The organism is Candidatus Solirubrobacter pratensis (assembly GCF_000425945.1).
Taxonomy (GTDB): Bacteria; Actinomycetota; Thermoleophilia; order Solirubrobacterales; family Solirubrobacteraceae; genus Solirubrobacter; species Solirubrobacter pratensis.
The window spans coordinates 242319-254117 of sequence record NZ_AUEK01000010.1; the positions used below are offsets into that span (position 1 = coordinate 242319).

Consider the following 11799-nt stretch of genomic DNA (forward strand, 5'->3'; position numbering starts at 1 on the left):
ACTTCCTGAACATGGCCAAGACATCCAAGATCGTTCGCGCGAACCGCCCGCCCAAGTACAAGACGCGGGCGCACTCGCGCTGCCGTCGCTGCGGGCGCCCGCGCGCGGTCTACCGCAAGTTCGGCCTGTGCCGGGTGTGCCTGCGCGAGCTCGCGCACCAGGGCTACATCCCCGGCATGACGAAGTCGAGCTGGTGATCGCATGTCGATGACCGATCCCATCGCCGACTTCCTGACCCGCATCCGCAACGGCATCATGGCCGCCAAGGAAGAGGTCGAGATCCCGTCGAGCAAGCTCAAGCGCGAGATGGCCCGCATCCTCACCGAGCAGGGCTACATCCTCGGCTACGACGAGACGCCGGGCGTTCCGGGCTCCGCGGCGGACAAGATCCTCGTGAAGCTCAAGTACACTGAGAACCGCACCTCGGTGATCTCCGGCCTGCGCCGAGTGTCGCGCCCGGGCCAGCGGATGTACGTGGACTCCAAGCACATCCCGAAGGTCCTCGGCGGCATGGGCACGACGATCGTGTCCACTTCGCACGGTGTCATGACCGGTCACGAGGCCCGCGCTGCGGGCGTCGGCGGCGAGGTCGTGGCGGAGGTCTGGTAACCGTCATGTCCCGCATCGGCAAGAAGCCCATCCCCGTTCCCGCGAGCGTCACCGTCACGGTGGAGCCCGAGGTCGTGCGGGTCTCGGGCCCTCGCGGCAACCTCGAGGAGCGCAAGCACCGCGTGATCGAGGTCGTGCTCCAGGACGGCCAGCTGCTGGTCAAGCGCCCGACCGACCGCGCCGAGCACCGCGCCCTGCACGGGCTCACGCGCTCGCTCGTCGCGAACATGGTCGAGGGCGTGACGACCGGCTTCACCAAGACGCTCGAGATCCAGGGCGTCGGCTACCGCGCGCAGCTGAAGGGCCGCGACCTGGAGCTGGCGCTCGGCTACTCGCACCCCGTGCCGATCAAGGCGCCGGAGGGCATCGAGTTCGAGGTGCCCCAGCCGACCCGCATCATCGTCAAGGGCAATGCCAAGCAGGTCGTCGGCGAGATCGCCGCGATCATCCGCAAGCAGCGCCCGCCGGAGCCGTACAAGGGCAAGGGCATCCGCTATCAGGGCGAGTACGTGGCCCGGAAGGTGGGCAAGAGGGCATGACGGTTCTCACCGCTCCCGCGCGGCGCCTCAAGCGCCGCCGCCGCGTCCGCGCGAAGGTGCACGGCACCGCGGAGACCCCGCGGATCTCCGTGTTCCGCTCCAACCGCGGCGTGTTCGCCCAGCTCATCGACGACGACGCCGGCCGCACGCTGGCCGCGGTCCAGTGGACCGAGGCCGAGCTGCGCTCGCTCAAGCCGATGGAGCAGGCCAAGAAGGCCGGCGAGCTGCTCGCGCAGCGCGCGCAGGCTGCAGGGGTCTCGTCGGCGGTCTTCGACCGCGGCGGGTACCAGTACCACGGTCGTGTTGCGGCCCTGGCCGAGGGCGCCCGTGAGGGCGGCCTGAACTTCTAGACTCGATAGGACCTATGGCAGCTCCCGACCGATCCATCTCCGCCTCCGGCATCGACCTGCAGGAGCGTGTCGTCGAGATCAACCGCGTCGCCAAGGTGGTCAAGGGCGGCCGGCGGTTCTCGTTCACGGCCCTGGTCGTCGTCGGCGACGAGAACGGCATCGTCGGCGTCGGCTACGGCAAGGCGAACGAGGTGCCGTTGGCGATCCAGAAGGGCGTCGAGCGCGCGAAGAAGAACCTCTTCCGCGTGCCGCGCCACGGCTCGACGATCACCCATCAGACGACGGGCGTCTTCGGCTCCGGCCGCGTGTTCCTCAAGCCCGCCTCGCCCGGTACCGGCGTCATCGCCGGCGGCGGCGTGCGCGCGGTGCTCGAGCTCGCGGGGATCCACGACATCCTCTCGAAGTCGCTGGGCTCGCAGAACCCGATCAACCTCGTCAAGGCCACGATCGCGGGCCTGCAGGACCTTCGCAAGCCGGAGGAGATCGCGCAGCTGCGCGGCCTCTCGGTCGACAAGGTCCTCGGGCTCTCCAAGCCGGCTGAGCCGGTCGCCGAGACGATCGAGGCCGGCGCCGCCGTGGAGGAGGAGGTCGCACCCGCATGAGCACGTACGTGATCAAGCAGGTCCGCTCCGCCAACGGCGCCAACGGCCGCCAGCGCGACACGCTGCGCTCGCTCGGCCTGCGCGGCATCGGCAAGTCCGTCGAGCATGAGGACACCCCGCAGCTGCGGGGCATGGTCCATGCCGTCCGCCACCTTGTAGTTGTCGAGGAGAAGTCGTGAGCGAGCAGCAGACCGTCGACGAGGAGCTGAAGGCCGAGAACATCGGCCTTCACAGCCTCAAGCCCGCGCCGGGCTCCAAGCGCGACCGCAAGCGCGTCGGGCGCGGCCACGGCTCCGGCCACGGCAAGACGTCGGGCCGCGGGCACAAGGGCTACGGCTCGCGCGCCGGTGCCAAGGACCGGGCCCGCTTCGAGGGTGGCCAGAACCCGATCCACATGCGGATGCGCAAGCTGCGCGGCCCGAACAAGAAGATGTCGATGCCGTTCGAGCCGTTCCGGACGCACACGCAGCACGTCAACCTCGACGACCTCGACGCGCGGTTCGACGACGGCGCGACGATCGACCTCGAGGCGCTGCGCGCGGCCGGCCTGGCGAAGAAGCGCGACATCCCGGTGAAGGTGCTCGGGCGCGGCGAGCTGACGAAGAAGTTCACCCTCATCGTCCACAAGGTCTCCAAGAGCGCCGGCGAGCGCATCGAGGCCGCAGGCGGCACCGTCCAACTCATCGAGGAGTAGCCGGGCGTGGTCTCCACGATCCTGAATTCGTTCCGCGTCGCGGAGATCCGCAAGAAGCTGCTCTTCACGGCGGCGATCCTCGCGCTGTACCGGCTGGGGTCGTTCATCCCCGTGCCGGGCGTCGACACGAGCGCCGTCGACGCGATCAAGAACAACTACTCCGGCAGCGGCGTCCTGAACCTGCTCAACACGTTCAGCGGCGGCGGCCTGTCGCGGATCTCGCTGTTCGCGCTCGGGATCATGCCCTACATCACGGCATCGATCATCCTGCAGCTGCTGACCGTCGTCTCGCCGGCGATGGAGAAGCTGCAGAAGGAGGGCGAGGTCGGGCAGGCGCGCATCACCCAGTACACGCGCTACCTGACCGTCGGCCTGGCCGGCGCGCAGGCGATCGGCTACACGTTCCTGTTCCGCTCGCAGGGATCCTCGGCCGGCACGCCGATCTTCACGAGCTTCAACGCCGGCACCGTGATCCTCGTGGTGCTGTGCCTGACGGCCGGCTCGATCCTCGTCATGTGGATGGGCGAGCTGATCACGCAGCGCGGCATCGGCAACGGCATCTCGCTGATGATCTTCGCCTCGATCGTCGCCGGCCTGCCCCACGGCGTGCAGCAGTGGTGGACGAACCCCGATCCGGTCTTCAAGATCATCATGCCGTTCCTCGCCATCGGCGTGGTCGCGGCGGTCGTCTTCATCCAAGAGGGCCAGCGGCGGATCCCGATCCAGTACGCCAAGCGCGTGATCGGGCGCCGGATGAGCTCCGGCGGGCAGACCTACCTGCCGCTGCGCGTGAACATGGCCGGCGTCATCCCGGTCATCTTCGCCGCGTCGATCATGGCGTTCCCGCCGACCGTCGGCCAGCTGGTCCCGGCGCTCAACGGGCTCGCGACGTTCCTCGCTCCTGGCCGCTGGGCCTACGTCGTCGGCGAGACGCTGATGATCGTCATCTTCACGTACTTCTACACCGCGGTCACCTTCAACCCGGTCGATCAGGCGGACAACCTGAAGAAGTACGGCGGTTTCATCCCGGGCGTGCGCCCGGGCCGGCCGACGGCCGAGTTCCTCGATCGCATCCTCGCCCGGCTGACGTTCCCGGGCGCGTTGTACCTTGCGGCGGTCGCCGCGTTGCCTACCATCATCATCGCCTCCACGGGGGCCACCCGGAACTTCTACTTCGGCGGCACGTCGCTGCTGATCGTCGTCGGCGTGGCGCTCGACACCATGAAGCAGCTGGAGGCACAGCTGATGATGCGCAACTACGAAGGCTTCCTGAAGTAGGCTGCTCGGCTTGAGCGAGCTGAATCTCATCCTCCTCGGTCCGCCCGGGGCCGGAAAGGGCACCCAGGCCGCTCGGCTGCGCGAGGACTTCGGGCTGCCCTACATCGGCACCGGCGATCTCCTGCGCGAGCACAAGCAGAGTGAGACGGAGCTCGGGCTCGCGGCGAAGTCGTACATGGACAACGGCGACCTCGTCCCCGACGACCTCGTGATCGCGATGATCCTCGACAAGGTCGAGGAGGAGGGACAGGACGGCTTCCTGCTGGACGGCTTCCCGCGCACGATCGGCCAGTCCGAGGCGCTGGCGCGGGAGCTCGAGGGCATGGGGCGCCGGCTGACCGCCGCGCTGCTGATCGAGGCGCCCGACGAGGTCGTCATCGCGCGGTTGAGCGGGCGTCGCGTCTGCTCGGCCGGGCATGTCTACCACGTCGAGGACGATCCGCCCAAGCACGAGGGCGTCTGCGATCAGGACGGCAAGCCGCTGACGCGGCGCAAGGACGACGAGCCGGAGACGATCCGCAAGCGGCTCGCGACCTACCACGCGCAGACCGAGCCCCTGAAGGACTACTACGAGGAGCGCGGCCTGCTCCGTCGTTTCGACGGAACGCGCGACGTGACCGAGGTGCACGACCACATCCGTGCCACCCTGGCCACCTTGCGGCTCGAGGAACGGCTGTGATCATCAAGAAGTCCCCCGCCGAGGTCGACGCGATGGCGGCGGCGGGGGAGATCCTGGTGCAGACGATGGATCTGCTCGCGGGCAAGATCCGCCCCGGCGTGACGACCGCCGAGCTGGACGCCGCGGCGGAGAAGTTCATCCGCTCGCAGGGCGCGACGCCGGCGTTCAAGGGCTACCGCGGCTTCCCGGGCTCGATCTGCGCGTCCCCGAACGACATGGTCGTGCACGGGATCCCGGGGAGGTTCAAGCTCAAGCGCGGCGACATCCTCTCGGTGGACATCGGCGTGGTGAAGGACGGCTGGGTCGCCGACGCGGCGCGCACCTTCGGAGTCGGCGACGTCTCCCCGGTCGCTGCGAAGCTGATGGAGGTCACCTCCGGCGCGCTGTTCGCGGCGGTCGAGCAGTGCCGGGCGGGGAACCGGCTGGGCGACGTGAGCCACGCGGTGCAGGAGCACGTCGAGGCCGAGGGCTTCTCGATCGTGCGGTCCCTGGTGGGACACGGCGTCGGCCGCGACATGCACGAGGAGCCGCAGGTCCCGAACTACGGGCCGGCGGGCAAGGGCGTGCCGCTCGAGGAGGGCATGGTCCTCGCCGTCGAGCCGATGGTCACCGCCGGGCGCCACATGGTCCGCATGGGCGACGACGGCTGGGCGATCTACTCCCAGGACGGCTCACTGGCCGCCCACTTCGAGTTCACGATCGCGATCACCGCCTCCGGACCCAGGGTCCTCACGCCCTGGCACCACCCGGACCGCGCCGCCGCCGCGGCGGCCTGATCCGTCGCCCGACTGGGCTAGTCCGGATGACGCTTCGGACACATCGAACCGCTGCCCGGGCGCCAAGACGAGCGCAAAAGCGCCAAATTGCGGATTCGGTCAGAACGCCGCGAGAACGCCGGTACCGCGCGGTTTCGTAGAGTGTGAGGGACTGCCGCGGAAGGGTCTAGCACGCGGCTCGGTCGGCAAGAAGGCTTTGCTATCCTGCGCTGTCGCGCTCGGAGCCGGGAGGCTTCTGCGTGTGACCGCTCCGGGGGCATGGTAGCGGCGGCCGGCACGGCCGCCAGAGCCACCCCGTCTGGATCATCAGCCGAAAGGGATCATGAAGGTACGACCGTCGGTCAAGCCGATGTGTGAAAAGTGCAAGATCATCCGACGCCACGGTCGGGTGCTCGTGATCTGCCAGAACCCCCGGCACAAGCAGCGGCAGGGGTAAGGCAGAACGATGGCTCGCATCGCCGGGATCAACATCCCGCTCAACAAGCGTGTCGAGATCGGCCTGACCTACATCTACGGCATCGGCCGGCCGACGTCGAACGAGATCCTCGCCGCCATCGGGATCGAGCCGGACCGCAAGGTCCGCGACCTCACCGATGACGAGGTCTCCAAGCTGCGCGACATCATCGACCGCGACTACGTGGTCGAGGGTGACCTGCGCCGTGAGCGCAGCCAGAACATCAAGCGCCTGATGGAGATCGGCTGCTATCGCGGCCTGCGTCACCGCCGCGGTCTCCCGGTCCGCGGGCAGAACACGAAGACCAACGCTCGTACGCGCAAGGGCCCCAAGCGCATGCAGGTGGCGGGCAAGAAGAAGGCAGGTAAGAAGTAGTGCCCGCACCCCGTCGCCCCCAGCGCGGCCGCCGCAAGGTCAAGAAGAACGTCCCGATCGGCCAGGCGCACATCAAGACGTCCTTCAACAACACGATCGTCGCGCTGACCGACCGCGAAGGCAACGTGATCGCGTGGGAGTCCGCCGGCGGCGCCGGCTTCAAGGGCTCGCGCAAGTCGACCCCCTTCGCTGCGCAGGTCACGGCCGACGCCGCCGCGCGCAAGGGCATCGAGCAGGGCATGCAGAAGGTCGAGGTCTTCGTCAAGGGACCCGGCTCGGGCCGTGAGACCGCGATCCGCTCGCTCCAGGCCGCCGGGCTCGAGGTCACGGGCGTCAAGGACGTCACTCCGCAGGCACACAACGGCTGCCGCCCCCGCAAGCGGCGCAGGGTGTAGCCATGATCAACCAGCCCCACCGCTCCCACCCGGACATGACCAACGAGCCCCGCCGCTCCCACCCGGACAGACTTTGACATGGCACGCGATACGTCACCCCAGTGCAAGCAGTGCCGCCGCGAGGGCCAGAAGCTGTTCCTCAAGGGCGAGCGCTGCCTCACCGACAAGTGCGGCGTCGAGCGTCGCTCCTACCCGCCGGGCGATCATGGCCGTGGGCGCCAGAAGCAGTCCGAGTACCGCGTCCAGCTGCGTGAGAAGCAGAAGGCCCGCCGCTACTACGGCGTGCTGGAGAAGCAGTTCCGCAACTATTACGAGAAGGCCTCGCGCCAGAGCGGCATCACGGGCGAGAACCTCCTGCGAATCCTCGAGTGCCGCTTCGACAACGTGCTCGTGCGCCTCGGATTCGCCGCGTCGCGCCGCCAGGCGCGCCAGCTCATCCGCCACGGCCACTGGGCCGTCAACGGGCGCCGGGTGGACATCCCGTCCTACCAGGTGCGCGAGAACGACGTGATCACGTTCAAGCCCGGCTCCGATGCCGAGACCGTGATCCGCGACGCGACCGAGCTCGTCGCTCAGGTCCCCGCCTGGCTGCAGGCCGACCACGACCAGCTCACCGCGAAGGTGCTGCGCCGGCCCGAGCGCGCGGAGATCGCCGCGCCGGTGCAGGAGCAGCTCATCGTCGAGCTCTATTCGAAGTAACCAGCTCCCCTGAACCCCCGGCTGCGCACACGGCGCGCCGGGGTCCCGCTCCCCACACAGAGAACGACGTTAGGACCCTGATGCTCGACTTCCAGATCCCCCGAATCACGTCCGAATCGGTTGAAGAGAACCGCGGGCAGTTCGTGGTGGAGCCGCTCGACCGCGGCTTCGGCTACACGTTCGGGAACTCGCTGCGGCGCGTGCTGCTCGCCAGCCTCGCGGGCGCCGCCGTGACCTCGGTTCGGATCGAGGGGGTGGCGCACGAGTTCTCGACGATCAAGGGCGTGACGGAGGACGTGACCGACATCGTCCTCAACCTCAAGGGCATCGTCTGCCGGATGCACTCCGACGCGACCGAGGTCGAGGCGCCGCTGGTGGTCACCGGTCCCGGTGAGATCACCGCGCGCGACATCGACTTGCCCTCGGGCGTCGAGATCCTCAACCCGGACGCTCACATCGCCACGCTCGACAAGAAGACCAAGCTCGAGCTGTACCTGACGATCGGGCGCGGCCGCGGCTACCGGCCGGCCGAGGAGAACAAGTCGCCCGATCAGCCGATCGGCGTGATCCCGATCGACTCGATCTTCAGCCCGGTCCGCCGCGTCGCCTACTCGGTCGAGCAGGCCCGCGTCGGGCAGCGCACCGACTTCGACAAGCTGACGCTGGACATCGAGACCGACGGCTCGATCGATCCCCAGGCCGCGCTGCGCGAGGCCGCCGAGATCCTGATCTCCAGCCTGTCGATCTTCACCGACGAGGACCGGATCGAGGACCTGCGCGCGGGTCCCGGCGGCCCCCTCGGCACGCTCGAGAACGGCGCCGGCGGCGGCGTCCTCTCTCCCGGCGGCCGCTCGGGTGGTGGCGGCCCCATGGACGACATCCTGATCGAGGAGCTCGAGCTGGGCGTCCGTTCGTACAACTGCCTCAAGCGCGCTGGAATCCAAACGGTCGGCGACCTCGTGTCGAAGTCGGAGGGCGAGCTCGCCGCCATCCCGAACTTCGGCAAGAAGTCGATCGACGAGGTGATCGAGACCCTCTCGCAGCGGGGCCTGACGCTGCGCACGGATTAGTGAAGGCAGGGCATCCCCTTCGCCCCACCCCGATCATCCGACCTTAACTTCATGAGACATCAGAAGACCCGCCACAAGCTCTCCCGCGACAGCGCGCACCGCAAGGCGCTGCTCGCGAACCTCTGCATCGAGGTCATCGACCACGAGCGGATCAAGACCTCCGAGGCCAAGGCCAAGGCGGTCAAGCCGGAGATCGAGAAGCTGATCACGCTCGCCCGCAAGGGCGACCTGCACGCTCGCCGGCAGGCGACCTCGATCCTCCAGCACCCCGACAAGGGCGTCATCTACAAGCTCTTCGAGGAGATCGCCCCGCGCTACAAGGAGCGTCCGGGCGGCTACACCCGGATCCTCAAGCTCGGCCCGCGCCCGTCGGACGCGACCGAGATGGTCTACCTCGAGCTCGTGTAAGGCAAGCAGCCCCTCCGCCCCACCCCGATCATCCGGCCTTAGGCACTGGGCACGAAGCTCACTCTGGAGTACGACGGCGGCCCCTTCGCGGGCTGGGCTGCGCAGCCCGGCGAGCGGACGGTGGCCGCCGAGGTCGTTAAGGCGCTCGAGACCGTCCTGCGGCAGCCCGTGCGCATCACGGTGGCCGGCCGCACCGACCGCGGCGTCCACGCGCTCGGCCAGGTCGTCTCCTACGACGGCCCGCTGCCGAGCCTGCGCGGCGTCAACGCGGTCCTGCCGCCCGAGATCAAGGTGACCGCAGCCGAGGAGGCCGGGCCGGGCTTCAGCGCCCGTCACGACGCCGTCGCGCGCACCTACGTCTACCGCGTCCTGCACCGCGCCCAGCCGTCGCCGTTCGAGCGCGGCCGCGCGCTCTGGTGGCCGCACGCGGCGGACCTCGACGCGCTGGACGCATGCGCGCGCGCCCTGCGCGGCAGGCACGACTTCACCGCCTTCACGCCCACTGAGACCTACCACCAGCGCTTCGAGCGCGACGTCGTCGACGCCCGTTGGGAGCGCCGCGGCGACGTGCTGGAGTTCTGGATCGAGGCCGACGCGTTCATGCGCAACATGAACCGCGTGCTCGTCGGCACGATGCTCGAGGTCGCTCAGGGACGCCGCAGCCCGCAGTCCTTCGCAACCCTGCTGGAGGGCCGCCCGCGCGCCGAGGCCGGAACGACGGCGCCGCCGCACGGCCTCTACCTCGCGTCGGTCAGATACTGAGCGCCCGGTTCTTGCCCGTGCGCTTGGCGCGCAGCAGCGCGCCGTCGGCGGCGGCGAGCAGCGCGTCGGCATCCGGCTCGCCGAGCGCCCACCCCGCGCTCACGCGCAGGACGAAGCCCGGCAGCCCGAGCGAGTCGTCGCTCGCCCGGACCGTCTCCAGGATCCGCTGCGCCAGCGCGTCCATGCCGTCGGGCGTCGCCCCGTGCACGAGCAGCGCGAACTCGTCGCCGCCCAGCCGCGCCGGCAGGTCGCTCTCCCGCGCGAGCGACCGCAGCGACAGCGCGACGAAGCGCAGCGCGCGATCGCCGCCGGGGTGACCGTGGAGCGTGTTGGCGAGCTTGAAGTCGTCGACGTCGAGCAGCAGCAGGCCGAGCTGGTCGCCCGCGCGCCGCGCCGGACCGGCGCCGATCGACTCCAGCAGCGCGCGCCGGTTGGCGAGCCCGGTGAGCGGGTCGCGCCGCGCGAGGTCGTCGGCCCGCGCCCGCAGCTCGACCATCCCGCGCTTGCCGGAGACGAGCAGGAACATCAGCAGGCAGTAGCAGGGCGTGACCACGAGCAGCTCGCCGAGCAGGCCGCCGTCGACCGCGTGGCGGTCGTAGACGAGCGGCAGCGCGTGCAGGAACAGCACGAGCCCGAGATACGGCCATGCCTCGCTCCCGGGGAAGAAGTAGCCGCTGAAGACGAGCACGAGCATCAGCAGGAAGCGCGCCGGCGAGTTCGCGCCGCCGTTGTCGGACGTCGCGATCGCGATCCCCAGCGCCCCGGCGAGGACGGCGCCGTGGATCACGCCGCCGGCAACGTTGGCCCAGCGGATGCGCCGCAACGCGACCACGCCGAAGACCAGCGCGACGCCGGCGATCGGCGTCGTCGGCGTGATCGCCTTGCCCTCGACGCCGGGGATGAGCGGCAGCACGAGGGCGACGATCGTGCTCATGACGAACATCCAGCCGACGACCTTGCCGGCCAGCTCCCGCTCGTCGGCGACGTCGACGCCGACGAGCCGGCTCCCACGATCCATATCTTCAGTAATCGGCAGATCGCCGCGCAGGTCGCAGGCGCGCGACCTCCGCGGCGGCGGTGAAGACCAACAGGCCCGCAAGGCCGACGATTCCGAGGTTCACGGGCACCTCGGGGGCGGTCAGCAGCAGGATCGCGACGAGCAGCAGCGCGCCGGCGCGAGCCAGCCGCGCTCCGGGCCGCTCGGGATGGGCGACCCGCGCGAGCACCCGGCGCCAGGCGCCTGGCGTTCCCGGCTCGGCGGTCGCCGCGAGGATCAACCCGATCGCGCCGACGGCGACCGCCCACAGCCGCAGGTCGCCGAGATACGCGCTCCAGATCGTGCCCACGACGGCATCGCCGTGGCTCGTGTCGAAGGTCGCGAGCAGCAGCGACCGGGCGATCGTCACCGCCGCGAGCGTCGCGCCGCCGATCGCCGCGACCGCCATCGCGGCGCCGCGCAGGCCGCGTCGCCGCGTCGGGGCGCGCCGCACGGCCAGGCCCAGCAGGACGATTCCGGCGGCGAGCGCCGGCAGCGCCAGGCCCGCGAGGCTGCGCGCGGCCGGAGCGATCCGGCGCAGCGTCGTCTCGAGCCGGCCGCCGCCGATCGCGAGCAGGTCGGGATCGCCGTCCGGCACCGTCCGCGCCGCCGATTCCGAGTGGTTCTCGACCGCCGCCGACAGCTCCTCGCCTGCCCCGGGCAGCACGAACTGGACCGTGCTGTGCGAGTCGGCGAACAGGGTGTGGTGCATCCGCGCCGCGCCGCGCCGGAACTCCTGCGCGAAGCGCGGTGTCGCCACGATGTCCGCCGCGGCCGCATCGAGCACGGGCCGCAGCTCCGCGAGCCCCGGATGCGCCTCGACGAGCCGCCCCGCGATGCGAGCGGCGATCTCGTCGCGGACCTCGTCCTGCGCCAGAGTGCCCGTGGCGCGCGCGGCGAACGCCTGCTCGTCGAGCACCGTGTGGCGGCCGTAGAACGTGAAGCCCGCCGCCAGCAGGCAGAGGGCGCCGGCGACGAGCAGCAGGGCGTACGCGCGCGACGGCATCCGGTCAACCGTAGGCGCGGCGTCTGCTCGCGCCCCTGGCCGTCCGTCGAGGCTCGCCCGCGCCGCC

General features: G+C 70.1%; 19 protein-coding genes. 17 read left to right on the forward strand and 2 right to left on the reverse strand.

Annotated features, from left to right (window positions below; all coding sequences use genetic code 11):
• Window positions 1-11 precede the first annotated feature (11 nt).
• The 17 genes from H958_RS0116730 (at window position 12) to truA (ending at window position 9690) form a co-directional block, all read left to right on the forward strand.
• Window positions 12-197, forward strand: coding sequence for a type Z 30S ribosomal protein S14 (locus H958_RS0116730; RefSeq protein WP_028059514.1), 186 nt, complete (start codon window positions 12-14; stop codon window positions 195-197).
• 4 nt (window positions 198-201) lie between these two features.
• Window positions 202-609 (forward strand): 30S ribosomal protein S8, encoded by a 408-nt coding sequence (gene rpsH / locus H958_RS0116735; protein ID WP_028059515.1) that lies wholly within the window; start codon window positions 202-204, stop codon window positions 607-609.
• Between the two features lie 5 nt (window positions 610-614).
• Complete coding sequence (gene rplF, locus H958_RS0116740; RefSeq protein WP_028059516.1) at window positions 615-1148, forward strand: 50S ribosomal protein L6; 534 nt, start codon at window positions 615-617, stop codon at window positions 1146-1148.
• On the forward strand, window positions 1145-1498 hold the full coding sequence (gene rplR, locus H958_RS0116745) for a 50S ribosomal protein L18 (RefSeq protein ID WP_028059517.1): 354 nt from the start codon (window positions 1145-1147) through the stop codon (window positions 1496-1498). The genes rplF and rplR overlap by 4 nt, the downstream gene beginning before the upstream one ends.
• Window positions 1499-1512: 14 nt before the next feature.
• Window positions 1513-2100, forward strand: coding sequence for a 30S ribosomal protein S5 (gene rpsE, locus H958_RS37965; protein WP_051324384.1), 588 nt, complete (start codon window positions 1513-1515; stop codon window positions 2098-2100).
• Window positions 2097-2279, forward strand: coding sequence for a 50S ribosomal protein L30 (rpmD, locus tag H958_RS0116755; protein ID WP_028059518.1), 183 nt, complete (start codon window positions 2097-2099; stop codon window positions 2277-2279). The genes rpsE and rpmD overlap by 4 nt, the downstream gene beginning before the upstream one ends.
• Window positions 2276-2794, forward strand: coding sequence for a 50S ribosomal protein L15 (rplO, locus tag H958_RS0116760; RefSeq protein ID WP_231379272.1), 519 nt, complete (start codon window positions 2276-2278; stop codon window positions 2792-2794). The genes rpmD and rplO overlap by 4 nt, the downstream gene beginning before the upstream one ends.
• Window positions 2795-2800: 6 nt before the next feature.
• Window positions 2801-4072 (forward strand): preprotein translocase subunit SecY, encoded by a 1272-nt coding sequence (gene secY, locus H958_RS0116765; RefSeq protein ID WP_028059520.1) that lies wholly within the window; start codon window positions 2801-2803, stop codon window positions 4070-4072.
• A 10-nt stretch (window positions 4073-4082) separates the two neighbouring features.
• Window positions 4083-4751 (forward strand): adenylate kinase, encoded by a 669-nt coding sequence (locus tag H958_RS0116770; protein ID WP_028059521.1) that lies wholly within the window; start codon window positions 4083-4085, stop codon window positions 4749-4751.
• A complete protein-coding gene (map, locus tag H958_RS0116775; RefSeq protein WP_028059522.1) occupies window positions 4748-5527 on the forward strand; it encodes a type I methionyl aminopeptidase in 780 nt (259 codons plus the stop codon). The genes H958_RS0116770 and map overlap by 4 nt, the downstream gene beginning before the upstream one ends.
• Window positions 5528-5849: 322 nt before the next feature.
• Window positions 5850-5963 carry a 50S ribosomal protein L36 gene (rpmJ, locus tag H958_RS45180; protein ID WP_081685960.1) on the forward strand — a complete coding sequence of 38 codons (114 nt, stop codon included), beginning with the start codon at window positions 5850-5852 and terminating at the stop codon, window positions 5961-5963.
• A 9-nt stretch (window positions 5964-5972) separates the two neighbouring features.
• On the forward strand, window positions 5973-6356 hold the full coding sequence (gene rpsM / locus H958_RS0116780) for a 30S ribosomal protein S13 (RefSeq protein WP_028059523.1): 384 nt from the start codon (window positions 5973-5975) through the stop codon (window positions 6354-6356).
• Window positions 6356-6751, forward strand: a complete 396-nt coding sequence (gene rpsK / locus H958_RS0116785; RefSeq protein ID WP_028059524.1) for a 30S ribosomal protein S11 — start codon at window positions 6356-6358, stop codon at window positions 6749-6751. Before rpsM ends, rpsK begins: the two co-directional genes overlap by 1 nt.
• A gap of 78 nt (window positions 6752-6829) precedes the next feature.
• Entirely contained in the window at window positions 6830-7450 is a 621-nt protein-coding gene (gene rpsD / locus H958_RS0116790; protein ID WP_028059525.1) for a 30S ribosomal protein S4, read from the forward strand.
• 80 nt (window positions 7451-7530) lie between these two features.
• On the forward strand, window positions 7531-8520 hold the full coding sequence (locus H958_RS0116795) for a DNA-directed RNA polymerase subunit alpha (RefSeq protein WP_028059526.1): 990 nt from the start codon (window positions 7531-7533) through the stop codon (window positions 8518-8520).
• 51 nt (window positions 8521-8571) lie between these two features.
• Window positions 8572-8928, forward strand: coding sequence for a 50S ribosomal protein L17 (gene rplQ, locus H958_RS0116800; protein ID WP_028059527.1), 357 nt, complete (start codon window positions 8572-8574; stop codon window positions 8926-8928).
• A gap of 63 nt (window positions 8929-8991) precedes the next feature.
• The gene (truA, locus tag H958_RS0116805; protein WP_231379279.1) at window positions 8992-9690 is read left to right on the forward strand and encodes a tRNA pseudouridine(38-40) synthase TruA; all 699 of its coding nucleotides are present in this window, start codon (window positions 8992-8994) and stop codon (window positions 9688-9690) included.
• On the opposite strand, the gene H958_RS43525 is transcribed toward truA, so the two are convergent.
• A complete protein-coding gene (locus H958_RS43525; protein ID WP_051324385.1) occupies window positions 9680-10708 on the reverse strand; it encodes a GGDEF domain-containing protein in 1029 nt (342 codons plus the stop codon). The genes truA and H958_RS43525 overlap by 11 nt on opposite strands.
• A gap of 4 nt (window positions 10709-10712) precedes the next feature.
• Window positions 10713-11732, reverse strand: coding sequence for a hypothetical protein (locus tag H958_RS37975; protein ID WP_037410371.1), 1020 nt, complete (start codon window positions 11730-11732; stop codon window positions 10713-10715).
• Window positions 11733-11799: the final 67 nt, after the last annotated feature.

Coding starts and splice junctions, on each gene's coding strand:
- H958_RS0116730 (WP_028059514.1), top strand. CDS start 12: ATGGCCAAGACATCCAAGATCGTTCGCGCGAACCGCCCGCCCAAGTAC.
- rpsH (WP_028059515.1), top strand. CDS start 202: ATGTCGATGACCGATCCCATCGCCGACTTCCTGACCCGCATCCGCAAC.
- rplF (WP_028059516.1), top strand. CDS start 615: ATGTCCCGCATCGGCAAGAAGCCCATCCCCGTTCCCGCGAGCGTCACC.
- rplR (WP_028059517.1), top strand. CDS start 1,145: ATGACGGTTCTCACCGCTCCCGCGCGGCGCCTCAAGCGCCGCCGCCGC.
- rpsE (WP_051324384.1), top strand. CDS start 1,513: ATGGCAGCTCCCGACCGATCCATCTCCGCCTCCGGCATCGACCTGCAG.
- rpmD (WP_028059518.1), top strand. CDS start 2,097: ATGAGCACGTACGTGATCAAGCAGGTCCGCTCCGCCAACGGCGCCAAC.
- rpmJ (WP_081685960.1), top strand. CDS start 5,850: ATGAAGGTACGACCGTCGGTCAAGCCGATGTGTGAAAAGTGCAAGATC.
- rpsM (WP_028059523.1), top strand. CDS start 5,973: ATGGCTCGCATCGCCGGGATCAACATCCCGCTCAACAAGCGTGTCGAG.
- rpsD (WP_028059525.1), top strand. CDS start 6,830: ATGGCACGCGATACGTCACCCCAGTGCAAGCAGTGCCGCCGCGAGGGC.
- H958_RS0116795 (WP_028059526.1), top strand. CDS start 7,531: ATGCTCGACTTCCAGATCCCCCGAATCACGTCCGAATCGGTTGAAGAG.
- rplQ (WP_028059527.1), top strand. CDS start 8,572: ATGAGACATCAGAAGACCCGCCACAAGCTCTCCCGCGACAGCGCGCAC.
- H958_RS43525 (WP_051324385.1), bottom strand. CDS start 10,708: ATGGATCGTGGGAGCCGGCTCGTCGGCGTCGACGTCGCCGACGAGCGG.
- H958_RS37975 (WP_037410371.1), bottom strand. CDS start 11,732: ATGCCGTCGCGCGCGTACGCCCTGCTGCTCGTCGCCGGCGCCCTCTGC.